14 protein-coding genes and 2 tRNA genes are annotated in these 19,630 nt (G+C 66.8%); 6 read left to right on the top strand and 10 right to left on the bottom strand.

What is annotated here, in order from left to right:
• The first annotated feature begins 13 nt into the window (after window positions 1-13).
• From DIE11_RS07435 to pgi, 3 genes are all read left to right on the top strand, one after another.
• Entirely contained in the window at window positions 14-1,315 is a 1,302-nt protein-coding gene (locus DIE11_RS07435) for an FAD-dependent oxidoreductase (protein WP_124622555.1), read from the top strand.
• A 51-nt stretch (window positions 1,316-1,366) separates the two neighbouring features.
• On the top strand, window positions 1,367-2,911 hold the full coding sequence (locus tag DIE11_RS07430) for an NAD(P)H-hydrate dehydratase (RefSeq protein WP_124622553.1): 1,545 nt from the start codon (window positions 1,367-1,369) through the stop codon (window positions 2,909-2,911).
• A 111-nt stretch (window positions 2,912-3,022) separates the two neighbouring features.
• Window positions 3,023-4,645 carry a glucose-6-phosphate isomerase gene (gene pgi, locus DIE11_RS07425; protein WP_124622551.1) on the top strand — a complete coding sequence of 541 codons (1,623 nt, stop codon included), beginning with the start codon at window positions 3,023-3,025 and terminating at the stop codon, window positions 4,643-4,645.
• A 75-nt stretch (window positions 4,646-4,720) separates the two neighbouring features.
• Here the strand turns inward: pgi and DIE11_RS07420 are convergent, their stop codons facing one another.
• Window positions 4,721-5,422: an ABC transporter ATP-binding protein gene (locus DIE11_RS07420; protein ID WP_059449953.1), complete on the bottom strand. Its 702-nt coding sequence runs from the start codon at window positions 5,420-5,422 to the stop codon at window positions 4,721-4,723.
• Between DIE11_RS07420 and DIE11_RS07415 the strand changes: the two genes are divergently transcribed.
• The gene (locus tag DIE11_RS07415; protein ID WP_124622549.1) at window positions 5,421-6,095 is read left to right on the top strand and encodes an arylesterase; all 675 of its coding nucleotides are present in this window, start codon (window positions 5,421-5,423) and stop codon (window positions 6,093-6,095) included. The genes DIE11_RS07420 and DIE11_RS07415 overlap by 2 nt on opposite strands.
• Before the next feature lie 112 nt (window positions 6,096-6,207).
• Here DIE11_RS07415 and DIE11_RS07410 read toward each other — a convergent pair whose 3' ends face one another.
• From DIE11_RS07410 to tig, 7 genes are all read right to left on the bottom strand, one after another.
• On the bottom strand, window positions 6,208-8,142 hold the full coding sequence (locus tag DIE11_RS07410) for a SurA N-terminal domain-containing protein (RefSeq protein ID WP_124622547.1): 1,935 nt from the start codon (window positions 8,140-8,142) through the stop codon (window positions 6,208-6,210).
• 137 nt (window positions 8,143-8,279) lie between these two features.
• Window positions 8,280-8,356 (bottom strand) — tRNA-Asp (locus DIE11_RS07405).
• 23 nt (window positions 8,357-8,379) lie between these two features.
• Window positions 8,380-8,455 (bottom strand) — tRNA-Val (locus tag DIE11_RS07400).
• Between the two features lie 208 nt (window positions 8,456-8,663).
• Window positions 8,664-11,087, bottom strand: a complete 2,424-nt coding sequence (gene lon / locus DIE11_RS07395) for an endopeptidase La (protein ID WP_124622545.1) — start codon at window positions 11,085-11,087, stop codon at window positions 8,664-8,666.
• 197 nt (window positions 11,088-11,284) lie between these two features.
• Entirely contained in the window at window positions 11,285-12,556 is a 1,272-nt protein-coding gene (gene clpX, locus DIE11_RS07390; protein ID WP_006754177.1) for an ATP-dependent Clp protease ATP-binding subunit ClpX, read from the bottom strand.
• Window positions 12,557-12,720: 164 nt separating this feature from the next.
• Window positions 12,721-13,374: an ATP-dependent Clp endopeptidase proteolytic subunit ClpP gene (gene clpP, locus DIE11_RS07385; protein WP_006496351.1), complete on the bottom strand. Its 654-nt coding sequence runs from the start codon at window positions 13,372-13,374 to the stop codon at window positions 12,721-12,723.
• A gap of 140 nt (window positions 13,375-13,514) precedes the next feature.
• Complete coding sequence (tig, locus tag DIE11_RS07380; protein ID WP_124622543.1) at window positions 13,515-14,861, bottom strand: trigger factor; 1,347 nt, start codon at window positions 14,859-14,861, stop codon at window positions 13,515-13,517.
• A gap of 387 nt (window positions 14,862-15,248) precedes the next feature.
• On the opposite strand from tig, the gene DIE11_RS07375 reads away from it, so the two are divergent.
• Together DIE11_RS07375 and DIE11_RS07370 are read left to right on the top strand one after the other, a co-directional pair.
• Window positions 15,249-16,394 (top strand): glycerate kinase, encoded by a 1,146-nt coding sequence (locus DIE11_RS07375; RefSeq protein WP_124622541.1) that lies wholly within the window; start codon window positions 15,249-15,251, stop codon window positions 16,392-16,394.
• A 62-nt stretch (window positions 16,395-16,456) separates the two neighbouring features.
• Window positions 16,457-16,906 (top strand): MarR family winged helix-turn-helix transcriptional regulator, encoded by a 450-nt coding sequence (locus tag DIE11_RS07370; RefSeq protein ID WP_124622539.1) that lies wholly within the window; start codon window positions 16,457-16,459, stop codon window positions 16,904-16,906.
• Between the two features lie 256 nt (window positions 16,907-17,162).
• On the opposite strand, the gene DIE11_RS07365 is transcribed toward DIE11_RS07370, so the two are convergent.
• Together DIE11_RS07365 and DIE11_RS07360 are read right to left on the bottom strand one after the other, a co-directional pair.
• Window positions 17,163-18,161, bottom strand: a complete 999-nt coding sequence (locus tag DIE11_RS07365; RefSeq protein WP_124622537.1) for a 2-dehydropantoate 2-reductase — start codon at window positions 18,159-18,161, stop codon at window positions 17,163-17,165.
• 101 nt (window positions 18,162-18,262) lie between these two features.
• Window positions 18,263-19,408, bottom strand: a complete 1,146-nt coding sequence (locus DIE11_RS07360; RefSeq protein ID WP_124622535.1) for a LuxR C-terminal-related transcriptional regulator — start codon at window positions 19,406-19,408, stop codon at window positions 18,263-18,265.
• Window positions 19,409-19,630 lie beyond the last annotated feature (222 nt).

The raw sequence follows: 19,630 nt of genomic DNA, 5'->3' as shown, positions 1-19,630 counted from the left end.
ATCGAAGCAATTCATGGATGTCATTGTCATCGGCGGCGGAATCAGCGGCGTCGCCACCGCCTACCAGCTGCGCGCGGCCGGCCATCGCGTATGCATGGTCGAACGCCACGCGACCGTCGCGCAGGGCGCGACCTACGGCGACGGCGGCACGCTGCTGCCGAGCCCGCTCGACGTCTGGTTCGGCCCGACCTTCATGCGCCAGCGCCAGCCGCGCGACACCGGCATCGTCTACAAGCCGGGCTTCAACGGCGGCGTGCGCCGCTTCGTCAAGCAGCTCGCCACGCTGCGCGAGCCCGACGCATTCGCCGCGCAGTACGCGCGGCTGCGCCCGCTGATCGACGCGTCGCGCGAGTCGCTCGCCGACATCGAGGCGCGCTTCCAGCTCGAATTCGAGCAGAAACCCGGGATCCTGCACGTCGTGCGCGACCCGCGCGACTGGGAAGCGCTGCAACCGGCACTCGACCTGCTGCGTGCGCTCGACCAGCCGTACCGGGTGCTCACGGCCGACGAATGCGCGGCGCTCGAGCCTTCGGTGCCGGCCGAGCCCGGCTTTGCCGGCGGCGTGCTGCTCGAGACCGAACGCACCGGAAACTGCCCGCTGTTCGCAAAACTGGTCAAGCAGACGCTCGACGAGCATGGCGTGCAGTTCCGCTTCGGCGCGGACGTCGCCGCGATCCGCGTCGACTCCGGCCGGGCCGCGGTCGAGCTCGCGCCGGCCGGCGGCCGGCACGCGACGAAGGCGCACGAGGTCGACGTGATGTCGGCCGACGCGATCGTGGTCGCCGCGGGCGCCGGCAGCCTGCCGCTGCTGGAGCGGCTCGGCTGGCAGCTGCCGCTGCATCCGGTGCGCGCGCATACGCTGACCGCCCCCGTCGCGTACGAAGAACATGCGCCGCACCTGAGCGTCGTCGATTCGATCAAGCGGATCTCCATCACGCGCACCCACCAGCGACTGCGCATCGGCGGCGGCGCCGTGCTGCAGAGCCTCGCCGACACCGCGAAGCCGCTCCCCGAGCCGCTGTCCGAGGCCGCGCTCGCGCTGCTCGGCCAGGCCGTCCACGACTGGGTGCCGGGCGCCGCGAAGATTTCCGCCGCCCTGTCGTGGCAGGGCACGCAACTGCTGTCGCCGGACGGCCTGCCAGTCGTTGGTCCGACCCCGCATCCGCGCGTATTCGTCAATTTCGGGCACGGCCCGGCCGGTTGGGGCCTCGCGTGCGGGTCTGCTAAAGTGGTGACCGACTGTCTGAGCGGCGACACGCAGCAGTGGCCCGCCGACACGCTCGCCGCGCTGAGCGCCACGCGCTTCGCGACCTGACCGCCACGGGCCCGTCCCGGGGCGGCCTCCTCCTGCCGCCATGACCCCGCGATGACGAATCCCCGCCCGCTTCCCGACCCCGCCCCGCTCGCGCTGCTGCGCGTCGCCGACCTGCGCGCGGCCGAGGCCGCCGCGACCGCCGAACTGCCGCCGCACACGCTGATGGGCCGCGCGGGCGCCGCCGCCGCACGCTGGCTGTCCGAACGGGTGGCCGGCGACGACCGCCCGGTCTGGTTCGCGGTCGGCCCCGGCAACAACGGCGGCGACGCGCTGGTGGCCGCCGCGCAGTTGCAGCAGCTCGGCGTCGCGACGCAGGCCTGGATGCCCGTGCCGGTCAAGCCGGACGATGCGCAATGGGCGCTCGGCCTCGCGCGCGCGGCCGGCGTGCCGCTGTCGGCCGAGCCGCCCGCCTCGCTCGACGACTACGCGTGGGTCGTCGACGGGTTGTTCGGCATCGGCCTCGCTCGCGCACTCGACGGACCGTTCGCTGCCCAAGCCACGCGTATCGCCGCACATGCCCGAAGCGGCGGCCGCGTGCTCGCGCTCGACGTACCGAGCGGGCTCGACAGCGACACGGGCCGGATCGTCGGCGCCGGCGCCGCCGTCACCGCGACGCATACGCTCACCTTCATCGGCGCGAAGCCCGGCCTTTATACCGGCGACGGCCGCGACCTCGCCGGCGAGATCGACGTCGCGTCGCTCGACGTCGCACCGCCCGCCGCGCCAGCCGTCGTGCTGAACGCACCGGCACGGTTCGCCGCCGCGCTGCCCGCCCGCGCGTTCGCTTCGCACAAGGGCACGTTCGGCAGCCTGGCGGTGCTCGGCGGCGACACCGGCATGTGCGGCGCGCCGATCCTCGCCGCGCGTGCCGCGCTGTTCGCGGGCGCCGGCAAGGTGCATGTGGGCTTTCTCGGCACCGGCGCACCGCCGTACGACCCGCCGTTTCCCGAACTGATGCTGCATCCCGCGGACAACCTCGACCTCGATGCGATGTCCGCGATCGCTGCAGGCTGCGGCCTCGGCGCGCGCGAGGCCGCGGCCACCCTCGTGCGCGACGTACTCGCGCACGACGCCGCGACGCTGCTCGACGCCGACGCGCTGAACCTCATCGCGACGCACGCCGACCTCGCGGCCGCCGTTGTTGCCCGCGGCACCCGGGGCAACGCGTGCGTGCTGACACCGCATCCGCTCGAGGCAGCGCGGCTGCTCGGCAGCGACACCGCGACGGTGCAGCACGACCGGTTGGCCGCAGCCCAGGCGCTGGCCGCGCGCTACGCGAGCATCGTCGTGCTGAAGGGTTCGGGCACGGTGATTGCGGCGCCCGACGGCCGCCTGACGATCAATCCGACCGGCAATGCAGCGCTCGCCACCGGCGGCACCGGCGACGTGCTCGGCGGCCTGATCGGCGCGTTGCTCGCGCAGCGCGTCGCGCCGTACGAAGCCGCGCTTGCGGGCGTATACCTGCACGGCCTCGCGGCCGACACGCTGACCGCGAACGGCACGGGTCCGGCCGGCCTCACCGCGGGCGAACTCGCGCCGATGGTGCGCACGCTGATCAATCGCCTTTTTTACCCGTCGGCGCGCGCCGACATATAACGCCGCTATACTGGGTGCCCCGCCGCACGGCGGGCCCGCTCGTCCGCCGGCGTTCCGATCCCGATGCGCCGGCGCGGCATTCCTCCCGATTCACGCTTCACTCGAACCGCCATGACGCTGAATTCGCTCCCCGCCTGGACTGCCCTTCAATCCCACTTCGAACAGATCCGCCACGCGCGGCTGCGCGACTGGTTCGCGCCGGAAAACGACCGCGCGCCGACCCGTGCCGAACGCTTCACGATCCCCGGCGGCGGCCTTGCGGCCGACTTCTCGAAGAACCGCATCAACGACGACACGTTGCGCCTGCTCGTGCAGCTGGCCCGCGAAGCGGGCGTCGAGGCGCGCCGCGACGCGATGTTCGCCGGCGAGATCGTCAACCCGACCGAAGGCCGCGCCGCGCTGCACACGGCATTGCGCGCGACCGACCCGCACGCGCCGTTCCATGCGCAGGTCAGCGCCGAGCGCGCGAAGATGGCGACCTTCGCACGCGCCGTGCGCAGCGGCGCCTGGACCGGCTACACCGGCAAGCGCATCCGCCACGTGATCAACATCGGCATCGGCGGCTCGGATCTCGGACCGAAGATGGTCACGCACGCGCTGCACCATGTCGCGACGCCCGACATTTCGACCCACTTCGTGTCGAACGTCGACGGCGCCGATCTCGCGCGCGTGCTCGAACAGGTCGACCCTGAGGAAACGCTCGCGATCATCGTGTCGAAGACCTTCACGACACTCGAGACGATGACGAACGCACGCTCGCTGCGCGACTGGTTCGTCGCGCGCGGCTGCCCGGAAGACGCGCTCGCGAAGCACTTCGTCGGCGTGTCGGCAAACCCGGCCGAAGTCGTGAAGTTCGGCATCTCCGCCGACAACGTGTTCGAAATGTGGGACTGGGTCGGCGGCCGCTATTCGCTGTGGTCGGCGGTCGGCCTGTCGATCATGATCGCGATCGGGCCCGAGCAGTTCGACGAACTGCTCGCCGGCGCGAACGACATGGACCGCCATTTCCGCGAAGCGCCGCTCGAGCGCAACCTGCCGGTGCTGCTCGGCCTGATCGGCATCTGGTACCGCAACTTCTTCGGCTCGCAGAGCTATCTCGTCGCGCCGTATTCGGAAGCGCTGCACTACCTGCCGTCGTACCTGCAGCAGCTCGAAATGGAAAGCAACGGCAAGTCCGCGCGCCTGGACGGCACGTTCGTCGACTACCCGACGTCGGCCGTCACGTGGGGCGAGCCGGGCACCAACGGCCAGCACGCGTTTTTCCAGATGCTGCATCAGGGCCCGACGATCGTGCCGATCGACTTCATCGCCGTGCTGACGCCCGAGCATCCGCTCGCGAGCCATCATCCGAAGCTTCTCGCGAACTGCTTCGCGCAGAGTGAAGCGCTGATGCTCGGTCGCACGCTCGACGAAGCGCGCGGGGTCGCCGGCCCCGGCAAGGAAGCGCTCGCGCCGCACCTGACGTTCCCCGGCAACCGCCCGACGACGACGCTGCTGGTGGATGCGCTGACGCCGCGCACGCTCGGCGCGCTGATCGCGCTCTACGAGCACAAGGTGCTGGTGCAGGCAACGGTGTGGGACATCAATCCGTTCGACCAGTGGGGCGTCGAGCTCGGCAAGATTCTCGGCAAGGTCGTCGAAGCCGACCTGTCGGCCGAATCGATCGATCCCGCGAAGCACGATTCGTCGACAACCGCGCTGATCGAGCGCGCGCGCGCGGCACTCAAGCGCTGACGCGACAACGTCGAACGCATGCCGGCCGCACCGGGCGATCCAGCCGGTGCGGCCAACAAGCAATTCGGTCTCGCGCTATGCGGCGTGCGGCGCGACGATGCGACCGGCGTCGATGGTGACCGTCGTCGCGCAGCGCCGCGCGAGCTCGGCATCGTGCGTCACGAGCACGAGCGTCGCCCCGTGCGTGCGGTTCAGTTCGAACATCAGGTCGATGACGGCGTGGCCCGTGGCTGCATCGAGACTGCCGGTCGGTTCGTCGGCGAACAGGATTGCGGGATGCGTGACGAACGCGCGCGCAAGCGCGACGCGTTGTTGCTCGCCACCCGACAGCAGCTTCGGATAATGCGCGGTGCGCTCGCCGAGACCGACCTGCACGAGCAACGCGCGCGCCCGATCGGCCGCGTCGCGCGCGTTGATGCCGCCCTGCAGTTCGAGCGGAAGCATCACGTTCTCGAGTGCCGTCAGGTGCGGCATCAACTGAAACGACTGGAACACGAACCCGACCGCGCCGTTGCGCAGCGCGGCGCGCTCGTCCTCGTCGAGCTGGTCGAGCGCGCGACCGAGCAGGCGAACCGTGCCGCTCGTCGCGCTGTCCAACCCCGCAAGCAGGCCGAGCAGCGTCGACTTGCCCGACCCAGATGCGCCGACGATCGCGAGGCTGCTGCCTGGCCGCACGGCGAACGTGATGCCGTCGAGGATCGTCAGCTCGCCCGTTGCGTCGGCGACCCGCTTGCACACGTCATGGACTTCGATGATCGGATCGGTAATCTTGAACATGGACACGACATTCCGCTGGAAAAGACGCGCGGCGCTCGCCGCGCTGCTGGGTACCCTGCTCGCAGCAAACGTGCCCGCACGCGCTGCGGCGACGGCGGCCCCGACATCGGGCCAGCCCGCGCTCGTCGTGCTCGGCGACAGCCTGTCGGCCGAATACGGGTTGCCGCGCGACACCGGCTGGGTTGCGTTGCTGCGGCAACGGCTCGCAACCGAGCGGATCGATTATAGCGTCGCGAACGCAAGCGTCAGCGGCGACACCACGAGCGGTGGCCGTGCGCGACTACCTGCGGTGCTGCAACGGCTGAAGCCGTCGATCGTCGTCGTCGAGCTCGGCTCGAACGACGCGCTGCGCGGCGTGCCGCTCGCGACGACCGAACAGAACCTGCGCGACATCATCACCGATGCGCGGCAAGCGCGCGCGAAGGTCGTGCTGGTCGGCATGTACGTGCCGCCCAACTACGGGCCCGACTACACGCAGAAATTCCATGCGGTCTACACGCGCCTGTCGAAGGAGTTCGGCGTACCGCTCGTGCCGTTCCTGCTGGCCGGCATCGAGAACAAGCCGGAAATGTTCCAGTCGGACCAGATGCATCCCGCGCAACAGGCGCAGGGGATCCTGCTCGACAACGTCTGGCCGGCGCTGAAGCCGCTGCTCGGCAAGCCGCGCGGTTGACCTCGCGGCGCGCCACCGCCGGAAAGCAAAAAGCCCCGTTTCGAACGGGGCTTTTTGTTGCTGCACGCGAAACCGTGAACGGCGCTTCGCTGGGTTGTCGCTTGATCGCGGCTTAGTTGCCGCCGTCCTGTGCCTGGCTCTGCGTGGTGCCGTACAGCTTCACCTTCGACCGGTCGCGCAGTGCCGCGAGATACGCCTCGCCTTCGCTTTGCGCTTCGACCTGCGCCATCTGCTGCTGCGCGGCCGCGAGTTGCTGCGGATCGACGGCCGTGCCCGGGATCACCGCATTCACGCGATAGATCGCGTAGCCGTCCGCGCCAAGATCGACACCGACGTATGCCGGCAGCGTCTTCGCATCGATCTTGTAGACGGCGCTCAGCGCCGCCGGCGTCAGGCCCTGCGACTGCGAGCGCGACACCTTCTGCGCAGCCGTGAAGCCATCGGCCGACTTCGACTTCTGCAGTTCGGCCAGCTTCGCCGCGCCGTCCTTCTTCGCGAGTTCCGCGGCCTGCTCGGCGATGACCTTCTGACGCACCGCATCCTTGATCGCATCGAGCGCCGGCACGGCAGCCGGCTTGTAGTCGGTCACGCGCGCCGAGATCAGCGTGTTGTTGCCCACATCGATCGCCTGCGTGTTGTTCTGGTTCTTCACCGAGTCGTTCGCGAACACAGCGGCAAGGAACTTCGGGTTGTTCAGCGGGCTCGTCGCCGGCAGTTGCGGATTCGGCGTCGGCATAACGGTGGCCGTCTGGATCGTCAGCTTGTACTTGTCGGCGGCCGGCTGCAGCGTCTTCGCCTTTTCATAGACGGTCGACGTGAAGCCTTCCGCGTTGTCCGAGAACGCCTTCGCCGCGTATTGCTGCTTCAGGTCGACTGCGATCTGGTCCTTCACGTCCGCGAACGGCTTGACCACCGACGGCTTCACTTCCGTCGCCTTCAGGATGTGAAAACCGAGGTCCGATTGCACGATACCGCTCACGTCGCCCTGCTTGAGCGCGAACGCGGCATCGTCGAACGCCTTGCCGCCCGCCGTCGAGCCTCGCGTGATGAAGCCCAGATCGCCGCCCTTCGCCGCCGACGGCGCGTCCTGCGAGCTCTTCTGCGCGATCTGCGCGAACTGGTCCGGATGCGCCTTCACGTCGGCCAGCAGCTGCTCGGCCTTCGCCTTCGCGGCCGCCTTGTCGGCCGCGCTTGCGTCGCTCGCCGCGGCGATGAAGATATGGCTCACGCGCACCTGCGCTTCCGAGCGGAAGTGCGTCGGGTTGTCGTCATAGAACTTCTTGATGTCGGCATCGGTCGGCTGCGCGCTCGCGGCGGCCGCTGCCGGCGAATAGACGAGATACTGGATCGTCGCGGTTTCCGGCGTCGCGAAGCCTTGCTTGTGCGCGTCGTAGTACGCCGTGAGCTGCGCGTCGGTCGGCTGCACCTTCGCCGCGTAGTCGCTCGTCTTCAGCACGAGCGCCTGCACTTCGCGCTGCTGCGCCGCCAGTTCCGACAGCCGTTGCGCCGGCCCCTTCGGCGTGAATGCGCTCGCCACGATGCTCGCCGGAATCTGCTGCAGCGCGAGGCTGTAACGCACGCGTTCCTGATACTGCTCGGGCGTCATCCCCTGGAACGACAACAGTTGCGCGTAGCGCTGGACGTCGATCGTACCGTCGGGTTTCTTCAGCGACGCGATCATCGGGTCGCTCATCAGCGCGTCGCGCACGGCGTTGTCGGATGCGGTCAGGTGCAGGCGCTGCGTCTCGTCGGCCAGCACGCGTTGCTGGATCAGGCCGTCGAGCACTTGCTTGCGATGTTCGGGCGTGTCGAACGCCTTGATGTCGAACTGCCCGCCGAGCGCCTGGCGCGCCTGGTCGATCTGCTGGCGGAACGCGCCGTCGAATTCGACCCGCGTGATCTTGTGCCCGTTGACCGCCGCGACGTTCGCGCTGTCGTCGAAGAAGCCGCGGAAACCTTGGATCCCGACGAAACCCAGCCCCGGCAACACGATCAGGAGCAGGAGCGCCATCATCAGGCGCTGGTGATTACGGAAGAAATCGAGCATGCGTGACGGGAAAATTGGACAAAACGTCCGATATTACAACATACGCGGTGGCACGGGAAAAAAGCAGGTGCGCAACGAACGGGCGCAACCGACGACGCAAATGAAAAAGCCCGCACGAGGCGGGCTTTTTCATTTTCTGGCGGAGCGGACGGGACTCGAACCCGCGACCCCCGGCGTGACAGGCCGGTATTCTAACCGACTGAACTACCGCTCCTTGGTCTGGCTGAATCAGGAAACTGGTGGGTGCTGAGGGGTTCGAACCCCCGACCTACGCCTTGTAAGGGCGCCGCTCTACCAGCTGAGCTAAGCACCCGTTTCCGATTCGTTCTGGCTGCGATCTGCGTTTCGGCATCAACAACCAGCGAGCCCGCAAGTTTAATTCATCCCCGATCATTTTGCCAAGCCCGTGCGCAAAAAATTTTAACGCCCCCTGCTCAACACACACGATGCCGACGCACATAAAAAACCCGCGGACACGCCGCGGGTTTCGTGAACAACCGTCAGGGACGGCGCTCAGGTTTTCAGTGCTTGACGACTTCCGTCGAGCCGGCATCCGCCGCCGCCTCGCCGACCGGTGCCGCAGCCTTCGCCTCTTCTTCCGGCGGCAGCGGGGTCGGCGTACGCTCGAGCGCGAGTTCGAGCACCTTGTCGATCCAGCGGACCGGCACGATCTCGATCGCGTTCTTCACGTTGTCCGGAATGTCCGCGAGATCCTTCACGTTCTCTTCCGGGATCAGCACGAGCTTGATGCCGCCGCGATGCGCAGCCAGCAGCTTTTCCTTCAGCCCGCCGATCGGCAGCACTTCGCCACGCAGCGTGATCTCGCCCGTCATCGCGACATCGGCACGCACGGGGATCCCCGTCAGCACCGACACCAGCGCGGTCGTCATCGCACCGCCGGCGGACGGACCGTCCTTCGGCGTCGCGCCTTCCGGCACGTGGATGTGGATGTCCTGCTTCTCGAACGCTTCGTCCTTGATACCCAGACGGCGCGAACGCGAGCGCACGACCGAACGTGCAGCCTCGACCGACTCCTTCATCACGTCGCCGAGCGAACCCGTGCGGATCACGTTGCCCTTGCCCGGCATCACCGCGGCTTCGATCGTCAGCAGGTCGCCGCCAACTTCCGTCCACGCGAGGCCCGTCACCTGACCGACCTGGTTTTCCTTCGCCGCGAGGCCGAAGTCGTACTTGCGCACGCCGAGGAACGTATCGAGGTTCTCGCCATCGACCTTGATCGCGCCCGATGCCTTCTTCAGCAACAGCATCTTCACGACCTTGCGGCAGATCTTCGACACTTCCCGCTCGAGCGAACGCACACCGGCTTCGCGCGTGTAGTAGCGGATGATGTCGCGGATCGCTTGCTCGGCGACCTCGATCTCGCCTTCCTTCAGGCCGTTGTTCTTCTTCTGCTTCGGCAGCAGGTAACGCTGCGCGATGCTGACCTTCTCGTCTTCCGTGTAACCCGACAGACGAATCACTTCCATCCGGTCGAGCAGCGGCGGCGGGATGTTCAGCGAGTTCGACGTCGCGACGAACATCACGTCCGACAGGTCGAAGTCGACTTCGATGTAGTGATCGGCGAACGTGTGGTTCTGTTCCGGATCGAGCACTTCGAGCAGCGCCGACGACGGATCGCCGCGGAAATCCATGCCCATCTTGTCGACTTCGTCGAGCAGGAAGAGCGGATTGCGCACGCCGACTTTCGCCAGGCTCTGCAGGATCTTGCCCGGCATCGAGCCGATGTACGTGCGGCGGTGGCCGCGAATCTCGGCTTCGTCACGCACGCCGCCGAGCGCCATCCGGACGAACTTGCGGTTCGTCGCGCGAGCGATCGACTGGCCGAGCGAGGTCTTGCCGACGCCCGGGGGCCCGACGAGGCACAGGATCGGCGCCTTCACCTTGTCGACGCGCTGCTGCACCGCGAGATACTCGAGGATGCGTTCCTTCACCTTCTCGAGGCCGAAGTGATCCTCGTCGAGCACCTGCTCGGCGTTCGACAGGTCGTTGTTGACCTTGCTCTTCTTGCGCCACGGCAGGCCGATCAGCGTGTCGATGTAGTTGCGCACGACGGTCGCTTCCGCCGACATCGGCGACATCAGCTTCAGCTTCTTGAGCTCGGCATCGGCCTTCTTCTTCGCTTCCTTCGGCATGCGCGCGGCGTTGATGCGCTTCTCGAGTTCCTCGAGGTCCGCACCCTCTTCGCCTTCGCCCAGTTCCTTCTGGATCGCCTTGACCTGTTCGTTCAGGTAGTACTCGCGCTGGCTCTTTTCCATCTGGCGCTTCACGCGCCCGCGGATGCGCTTTTCGACCTGCAGGATGTCGATCTCGGCTTCGAGCTGCGCGAGCAGGTGCTCGAGGCGCTCGATGACCGGGAACATCTCGAGGATGTGCTGCTTCTGGTCGAGCTTCAGCGGCAGACGCTCGGCGATCATGTCCGCGAGGCGACCTGCTTCATCGATGCCCGACAGCGACGTGAGAATTTCCGGCGGGATCTTCTTGTTCAGCTTCACGTACTGGTCGAACTGCGACACGATCGCGCGGCGCAGCGCTTCCGTTTCCGCGCTGTCGGCGTGATCGGGCTCGAGCGGCATGACTTCACAGGAGAACTGCGTCTCCTGCTCTTCGATCGACAACGCCTTCGCACGCTGCAGGCCCTCGACGAGCACCTTCACGGTGCCGTCCGGCAGCTTCAGCATCTGCAGGATGTTGGCGATACAACCGACCTCGTACATGTCCTTTTCGGTCGGTTCGTCCTTGGCCGCGGTCTTCTGGGCGACGAGCATGATGTGCTTGCCGCCTTCCATCGCTGCTTCGAGGGCCTTGATCGATTTCGGCCGGCCCACGAAGAGCGGAATCACCATGTGCGGGAAAACGACGACATCCCGCAGCGGCAGCAGCGGGAGCGTAATGCGTTCCGGCGGGAGAAGTTGGGTGCCTGACATTTCATTTCCCCATGAGTGGAATCAATTGTTCGGTAATTGAGGCCGCCACAACGAATTGCAAGCCTTCAAGTGCGGGAAATATTCGGTAAGAAAGTAACCACCGCGTGTCGAGTCAGAGTTACCCACAAGATAAACGAAAAAAAGCCGCCCACGGTCTCATGAACGGCCTTTTTCGCAGAACATCGTCGGCAAGCCGGTCAGTTCGAACCCGCCACCTTCGGCGTGTCCTCATAGATCAGCAGAGGCTTGCCATCGCCATCGATGACGTTCTCGTCGATGATGACCTTGCTGACCCCTTTCATCGCCGGCAGTTCATACATCACGTCGAGCAATGCCTGTTCGATGATCGAACGCAAACCGCGCGCGCCGGTCTTGCGGCGGATCGCCTTGCGTGCGACTGCCTGCAGCGCGCCCGGCCGGATTTCCAGCTCGACGCGCTCCATCGCGAACAGCTTGTGATACTGCTTGACGAGCGCATTCTTCGGCTCGACGAGGATCTTCATCAGCGCAGCTTCGTCGAGCTTGCCGAGCGTCGCGACCACTGGCAGACGGCCGATCAGTTCGGGGATCAGACCGAATTTGATCAGGTCTTCCGGTTCCGTTTCGCGCAGCACTTCGCCCGCGTCGCGTTCCTGCTTGCTCTTGACCGTCGCGCCGAAGCCGATGCCGGTTTTCTCGGTGCGATCGGTGATCACCTTCTCGAGCCCGTCGAACGCGCCGCCGCAGATGAACAGGATGTTGGTCGTGTCGACCTGGATGAAATCCTGGTTCGGGTGCTTGCGGCCGCCCTGAGGCGGCACCGACGCCATCGTGCCCTCGACGAGCTTCAGCAGTGCCTGCTGGACGCCCTCGCCCGACACGTCGCGCGTGATCGACGGGTTGTCCGACTTGCGGCTGATCTTGTCGATTTCGTCGATATAGACGATCCCGCGCTGGGCCTTGTCGACCTCGTAGTTGCAGTTCTGCAACAGCTTCTGGATGATGTTCTCGACGTCCTCGCCGACGTAGCCGGCTTCGGTCAGCGTCGTCGCATCGGCGATCACGAACGGCACGTTCAGCAACCGCGCGAGCGTCTGCGCGAGCAGCGTCTTGCCGGAGCCCGTCGGGCCGATCAGCAGGATGTTGCTCTTCGACAGCTCGACATCGTCCTTCTTGTCGAGGTGCTTCAGGCGCTTGTAGTGGTTGTAGACGGCCACCGCGAGGATCTTCTTCGCGCGCTCCTGGCCGATCACGTACTGATCGAGGATGTCGCGAATTTCCTGCGGGCTCGGCAGATCCGACCGGGACAGGCTGGCCTCGACGCCGGCGGCAGCCGCCTCGTCGCGAATGATCTCGTTGCAGAGGTCGATGCATTCATCGCAGATGAATACCGACGGGCCCGCGATGAGTTTCTTCACCTCATGCTGGCTCTTGCCGCAAAACGAACAATACAACAGCTTCTCGCTGTTCGAACCTTTTTTGTCCGCCATGAATGTAGAGCCTCCGGACAGGTAAATGACATGATACGCCGAATGCTCCGGACGCCGCGCCTAGGGCGCGACCGGAGCCGGCTGGATGCGCTTGCCGCAGATGCTCAGGGCACTCGGGACATTGCGGGGGCACCGACCGAATCGGGGCGGCACCCTACTTAAGCTCACGGGCGCTTCAGCAGCACCTGATCGATCAGCCCGTACGCCTTTGCATCTTCGCTCGACATGAAGTTATCACGGTCGGTGTCGCGGGCGATGCGCTCGACGTCCTGGCCCGTATGCTGCGCGAGCAGGTTATTCAGCCGCTCCTTCAGGTAGAGGATTTCGCGTGCCTGGATCTCGATGTCGGACGCCTGGCCGCGCGCGCCGCCGAGCGGCTGGTGAATCATCACGCGCGAGTTCGGCAGCGCGAAACGCTTGCCCTTCGCGCCCGACGCGAGCAGGAACGCGCCCATGCTGGCCGCGAGGCCCATGCAGAGGGTCGACACGTCCGGCTTGATGAACTGCATCGTGTCGTAGATCGCCATGCCGGCCGATACGGAGCCGCCCGGGCTGTTGATGTAGAGGCTGATGTCCTTGTCGGGATTCTCGCTCTCGAGGAACAGCAATTGCGCGACCACGAGGTTGGCGGTCTGGTCGTTCACTTCGCCGACCATGAACACCAGGCGCTCCTTCAGGAGACGCGAATAGATATCGTACGAACGCTCGCCGCGGCCGCTCGTTTCGACGACGATCGGCACCAGCCCCAGCGCTTGCGCCTCGAAACCCTGCGGCGCGTTCGACGCAAGCATGTCCAGCAATTCAGCGCGAGTGATCATTCAATAAGCCTTGTTCGAATGGAAAATTGAACGGAGGGAAGCCGCCCGCTCAATCGCCATATTAATGGCAACCGTGCGCTTGACGTAGAAACGGCGTGCGGGCCGTCGCTCCGACAGCCGGCACGCCGCTAGAGCGACACTTACGCTTGCGCCGATGCGCTCGCGAGTGCCTCGAAGCTCACTTCCTTGTCCGTCACCTTTGCCTTGCCCAGCACGAAGTCGACGACGTTGCTTTCAACGACGAACGCTTCCATCTCGGCGAGGCGCTGCTGGTTCGAATAATACCAGCGGACCACTTCCTTCGGGTCTTCGTAGCTCTTCGCGAACTCGTCGACTTCCGCGCGGATCTGCTCCGGCTTCGCTTCGAGGCCGTTCGACTTCACGAGCTCGGCCAGCACGAGGCCCAGCTTCACGCGACGCTCTGCCTGCTCGGCGAACATCTCGGCCGGGATCGGTGCGTCCTTCGCGTTCGGCACGCCGCGCTGCGCCAGATCCTGGCGAGCCATTTCGACGAGGCGTTGCTGGTCCTGCTCGATCAGCGCCTTCGGCACGTCGAGTTCGGAAATCTTCAGCAGCGCGTCCATCACCTGGTTCTTGACGATGGCTTGCGTGCGACGCTTCGCTTCGCGCTCGAGGTTTTCCTTGATTTCGGCGCGCATCTTCGTCAGGTCGCCGTCTTCGATGCCGAGCGACTTCGCGAATTCGCCGTCGATTTCCGGCATGTGCGGCCACTCGATCTTCTTCATCGTGACCGTGAATTGCGCCGTCTTGCCCGCCACGTCCTTGCCGTGGTAGTCGTCCGGGAACTTCAGATCGAACGTACGCTGTTCGCCGACCTTCAGGCCCAGCGCCGCCGTTTCGAATTCCGGCAGCATGCGGCCTTCGCCGAGCACGAACGGGAAGTCTTCGGCCGTGCCGCCCTGGAACGCGACGTCGTCGATCTTGCCGACGAAGTCGACCGTCACGCGGTCGCCGTTCTTCGCTGCGGTGTCCGCACCGCCGTCACCGTGCTCGCCGGCTTCGCCGCGAGCGTGGAAGTGCACGCGCTGCTTGCGCAGGATATCCAGCGTGCGGTCGATTTCGGCGTCGCCGATCGACGTCGTCGAGCGCTCGACTTCAGCCGTCGCCAGATCGCCGATCTTCACTTCCGGGTAAACCTCGAACGTCGCGTCGAACGCGTATGCATCCTCAGCCTGCTCCTGCTTCGGCTCGAAGCTCGGCTGGCCGGCCACGCGCAGGTTTTCCGCACGGCTGATCGTGAAGAATTCCTGGCCGATCTTGTCGCTCAGCACTTCCGCCTCGACCTGACCCGAGTACTGCTGTGCGACCATCTTGAGCGGCACCTTGCCCGGGCGGAAACCCGGCATGCGAACGTTCTTCGCGAGTTTCTGGATACGGGCGTCGATTTCCTTCTGCACGGTGTCCTTCGGCAGGGAAATCGTCACGCGGCGTTCAAGCTTGCCGAGGTTCTCAACAACGTTAGCCATGGCTTCAATCGTCCTAAAATTATTCGAGCGAATCGGGTTTTCCTTGCCGTGCCTGCCTGCGGCGTGAGGTGCATCGCATGCACACGCCGCGCCGGAGCGCCACGCCATCCCTGCACGCGCCGGATGGCTAGCGCAAGCGGCTCGGAGCACGGCTTTGGCCGGAAGAATCGACTATTCTAGCAAACAATTTTCCTCGTACCGCCAGAACGGCACGACAACGATGCAGAGCGGTCGCGCCGTCCGCTTCCGTCGACGGCAATGCGCGCGGATCGCCGCTATGCCGAACGGCGTATCCACCGCCGGGCCGCCATCCTGTAAGCTCCGATTGAGCATGCGCCGCGGTCGCGGCCGCCATTCTTCACATCAAACACGCCTTCCGGAGACACCATGCCGCAACACCCGTCCGCGCCTGTCGTCGTCATCGCGCCCGATTCGTTCAAAGGCTCGCTTTCCGCCGAGCAGGTCGCGGACGCGATCGCCACCGGCATCCGCCGTGCCCGTCCCGACGCGATCGTGCGCTGCTGCCCGATGGCCGACGGCGGCGAAGGCACGCTCGACGCGATGCTGGCGGGCGGCGGCACGCGGCGCGCGCTGCGGGTGGCCGGCGCGTCGCTCGCGGCACGCGACGCGGCCGTCGGCGTGATCGACGCGCACACCGCGATCGTCGAGACGGCCGAGGTCGTCGGGATCACCGACGCGGTCGGCATGAGCGTGCCCGTTGACGCGCGCAGCACGCGCGGCATGGGCGAAGCGATCCGCATGCTGCTCGACGAGGGCGTGCGCCGCTTCTTCGTCGCGCTCGGCGGCAGCAGCACCAACGACGCGGGCGCGGGATTGCTCGCGGGCCTCGGCCTGCAATGCTTCGATGCGGCGGGCCAACTGGTCGAACCGGTCCCGGCGCGGCTCGCCGATATCGCGCGGATCGACGCGTCGGGGCTCGATCCGCGCCTGAAGGAGGCGGAATTCATCGGCATGTCCGACGTCGACAACCCGCTGACGGGCGCGCACGGCGCGACCGCGGTGTTCGGTCCGCAAAAGGGCGTGACGTCCGAGCAGGTTGCGACCCTCGACACCGCGCTCGGCCGTTTCGCCGACCTGCTCGAGACCGCGCTCGACCGGCGCGCCCGCGACCTGCCAGGCGCCGGCGCGGCGGGCGGTCTCGGATTCGCGCTGCACATGCTGGGCGCGCAGTTCGAAGCCGGCGCGGAAGTGGTCGCACGGCAAATCGGGCTCGACGCCGCGCTCGCCGGCGCCGACTGGCTGATTACCGGCGAAGGCCGCTCCGACGTGCAGACGCTGCACGGCAAGGCACCGTTCATCGCCTGCCGTCATGCGCGGGCCGCGGGCGTGCCCGCGTCGCTCCTGTCGGGCGCGGTCGACCCGGCCGCGCTGCCGCGCCTGTCCGAACACTTTTCGGGCTGCTTCTCGCCCGCGCCCGGCCCGATCACGCTCGACGTCGCGATCCGCGACGCGGCGAACCTGCTCGCGAACGAAGCCGAACAGTTGACACGGCTGAAGTACGGCGCACACTGACCGTTGACCCGAGCGCGCGATACAGGAACAATCGGGCCCGCCCTTTTTCTTCAGGATTCGACATGAAAGGCCGCCAAGCCGGGCTCGATCAGTTTCTGACCTATCGCCTCCATGCGCTCACGAAGCGATCCGACCGCGGGATCGCCGAGGTGTACCGGCACAAGCTGGACATCTCGCTTCCCGAGGCGCGGGTGATCGCCGCCGTCGGCGCCTTCGGTCCGTTTTCGATCATGGATCTCGCCCGCCATACCAATCTCGACAAAAGCCAGGCGAGCCGCGCGGCGGAAGCGCTGCTGCGCCAGGGGTTGCTCCAGCGCAGCGCGAGCAAGGAAGACGGCCGGATCGTGCTGATCGCGCTGACCGCCGACGGCCGTGCGCTGCATCGCAAGATCATGCCGATCGTGCGCAAGTGGAATGACGGCTTGCTCGCGTGCCTGTCCGATAGCGAGCGCCAGACGTTCGAGCGACTGCTCGACAAGGTCGTCGCGAACGCGGTCGAACGCGACGACTGAGTCGCAATACGGGGGCAATCGGTACCGCACCCGCGTGGCGAAGGTGCGGCATGCACCGGGATCGCCTCAGCGGCCCCGCACGCGCCTCAAGCGGACCCCAGCGCCCGCCGCGTTATTTCAGATGAATCCTGCGGGCCTTCCAGTCGCGCAGGCGCACGGGCGGCGTGCCCGGCTTCCCCTGCCGCGGCTACCGGACGCCTACCCGGCGCCTCGCAGCCTTCTCCGCGTACCGGGCAGGCGCCGCGATCCCCCTCCGCTATAGCCCACTGTTCGCCGCACGCTGACGCAGCAATCCCAGCACCGCGTCGCAATACGGCGTCGGCACGTCGAGCTTGCGTCCCAGTTCCGGAAACACGCCGAGGATCGGTCCGATCTCCAGTGCTCGCCCGGCCTCGAAATCCTGCAGCATCGACGTCTTGAACGCGCCGAGCTTGCGCGTCACGGCAATCCGCTCCGGCCCGCTCATTCCCGTATCGAGACCCAGCTTCGCGCCGATCGCGGCCGCCTCCTCCATCATCCGCAACGCGAGTTCCTGCGTGAACGGATCGTCGAGCAGTTGCGAGGCAGTCGAACCCGTCAGCGCGCTCAACGGGTTCATGTTCATGTTGCCCCACAGTTTTGCCCAGATCTCGGTGCGGATCGCCGGGGTCGACTCGACGTCGAAACCGCCCGCAGCGAGCGCCGCCGCGAATCGGGCCGTCGACGCATCGAGCCGCGGATCGGGCGAGCCGACGATCAGACGGTTGCCGCGGCCGCGGCGCACGATACCCGGCGCGTCGGTGCTCGACGACAGATGCACGACGCAGCCGATCGCCTGCGCGGGCGGCAGCGCTGCCGAGACCGCACCCGCCGGGTCGACCGCATCGAGCGGCACGCCGTCCAGCGGGCCCGCTAACCCGTGCGTGAACCACCATGGCAACCCGTTCATCGCGGCGACAATCACCGTGCCGGGCCCGACCAGCGGCGCAACGCGCGCGGCCAGCGCCGGCAACGCCTGCGCTTTCAGCGCGATCACCACGTAGTCCTGCACGCCGAGCGCGGACGCGTCGTCGCTCGCGCACACCGGGACCGACGACTCGGTCCCCGCCTCGTCGATCACGCGCACGCCGTGCGTGTTCAGTGCATCGAGCGTCGCGCCGCGCGCGAATGCGCTCACCGTCATGCCGGCCCGCGACAGTGCTGCCGCGAGCAACCCGCCGATCGCGCCGACCCCGACCACCGCAGCGCGCACCGACCCTGAATTCGTGTCGTTCATGATGAAAATCCGTCTACCCGGAGCGGACGAGCATAGCGCCCAATGGTTGCGGATACAACTATTTACGCAAGCATCCGCGCGGCCCTGTTCGCATGAGCGGTTCAGCGCGGTGCGATGACCGCCTCCACAGGCTCATCGTCGGTCGTGCCGCCCGTCGCGCCGAGCACGCCGGCGATCTGGCTCTTGTCGTGCATGCCGAGCTTGCGGTACGCGCAGCGCAGATAGTGACGCACCGTCGTCGGCGAAATCGCCATCTGCTGCGCGACCTCCTTGTGCGAACGGCCGGCACCGTAATAGCGAATCGCCGCGAGCTCGCGCGGGCTCAGCCTGTCGAGCAGCGAGCGCGGCCGCGCCTCGATCTGGAACAGTCCCGCGATGGGCACGCACTGGATGCGCAGCGCGTCGCCGATGTACGGCTGGCCCGATTGGCGGCGCACATGCGCGACCAGCGGCTCCGGCACGCGCGGGCCCGTCCACGCCGGCCATTCAGTCCGCAGCACGTCGTCGAAGCCGTGATCAGCGTGATGCAGCACGCCGAAGTTGTCGCACAGCGCGCGCGCCGCCGGCGCCACCGCATCGGCACGCTCGCGCGTGAGCTGCGCCGCGCGATTGATCGTCAGCGCGGCCGCCAGATGCGGAATCACTTCCTCGAAGCGACTCGCGTCGTCGTCGCTGAACGGACGATTCAGGCCCTGGCGATAGATCGACATGAACGTCGTCAGCCCGAAGCGGCGATCGAGCGTACACACGCACATCAGTTGCGCCAGCCCGTACTTCACGCACCAGTCGCGAAACCGCGCGTCGAACCCGGGCTCGACGACCGACAGACGCACCGCGCGACCGTGCGCGCCGAGCAGCGTGCGTTGCGCGAGCGGATCGCAGTCGCGCACGCGTTTCCAGTCGCTGAAGAACGCGTGCGGAAGACGGTACAGGAAACTGTTGTGCATCACGGGGCCGGTCGGCGTGTGCGTCGCGACGCCGGTCCACGCCGAGTCGAATGGGATGAGCCCCTGCAGCAGCGAAAAGAAGCGGCACTCGAATTCGCCGATGCTCGACTGCGCGGCGACCGCATACAGGTCGAGCAGCATCAGGCCGAGTTCGCGTCGCGCCGCGTCGCCGCGGGTCACGCCGTCGAAATCGGCGCGGCGGGACGGCAGCGGCGGCCATGCGGATTCGTCGAGCACGATCGCGGCCGGCACGTCGCGCAGCGCATCGGGATCCTGTCCGATATCCGTGGTGATCCTCACCTTCCGCTCCCCTGCCCGATCGGGCCGCTGATGCACGCAACGCAGACCGGCCGATTATAGCGACCGGCATTTTTGGCGGGCTCCGCCGCCGGAACACGCCGCAACCCCATCCATTTGAACGGTGCGCCGCCCGTTGCTGCTGCGCAGCACGCCGCGTCGCGGTGTCGCGGCACGTCCACCCCGTGCACCGCGGGTTTTCCTCACCGTTCATCTGCACGACTG

It is taken from the genome of Burkholderia sp. Bp9012 (assembly GCF_003853825.1).
GTDB classification, from domain to species: domain Bacteria; phylum Pseudomonadota; class Gammaproteobacteria; order Burkholderiales; family Burkholderiaceae; genus Burkholderia; species Burkholderia diffusa.
The sequence above is the reverse complement of the archived record's forward strand: the minus strand, read 5'-3'. Positions and strand labels throughout refer to the sequence as shown.

Coding starts and splice junctions, on each gene's coding strand:
- DIE11_RS07375 (WP_124622541.1), top strand. CDS start 15,249: ATGCCGCAACACCCGTCCGCGCCTGTCGTCGTCATCGCGCCCGATTCG.
- clpX (WP_006754177.1), bottom strand. CDS start 12,556: ATGGCGGACAAAAAAGGTTCGAACAGCGAGAAGCTGTTGTATTGTTCG.
- DIE11_RS07410 (WP_124622547.1), bottom strand. CDS start 8,142: ATGCTCGATTTCTTCCGTAATCACCAGCGCCTGATGATGGCGCTCCTG.
- DIE11_RS07435 (WP_124622555.1), top strand. CDS start 14: ATGGATGTCATTGTCATCGGCGGCGGAATCAGCGGCGTCGCCACCGCC.
- DIE11_RS07430 (WP_124622553.1), top strand. CDS start 1,367: ATGACGAATCCCCGCCCGCTTCCCGACCCCGCCCCGCTCGCGCTGCTG.
- clpP (WP_006496351.1), bottom strand. CDS start 13,374: ATGATCACTCGCGCTGAATTGCTGGACATGCTTGCGTCGAACGCGCCG.
- DIE11_RS07420 (WP_059449953.1), bottom strand. CDS start 5,422: ATGTTCAAGATTACCGATCCGATCATCGAAGTCCATGACGTGTGCAAG.
- lon (WP_124622545.1), bottom strand. CDS start 11,087: ATGTCAGGCACCCAACTTCTCCCGCCGGAACGCATTACGCTCCCGCTG.
- tig (WP_124622543.1), bottom strand. CDS start 14,861: ATGGCTAACGTTGTTGAGAACCTCGGCAAGCTTGAACGCCGCGTGACG.
- pgi (WP_124622551.1), top strand. CDS start 3,023: ATGACGCTGAATTCGCTCCCCGCCTGGACTGCCCTTCAATCCCACTTC.
- DIE11_RS07415 (WP_124622549.1), top strand. CDS start 5,421: ATGGACACGACATTCCGCTGGAAAAGACGCGCGGCGCTCGCCGCGCTG.
- DIE11_RS07370 (WP_124622539.1), top strand. CDS start 16,457: ATGAAAGGCCGCCAAGCCGGGCTCGATCAGTTTCTGACCTATCGCCTC.
- DIE11_RS07365 (WP_124622537.1), bottom strand. CDS start 18,161: ATGAACGACACGAATTCAGGGTCGGTGCGCGCTGCGGTGGTCGGGGTC.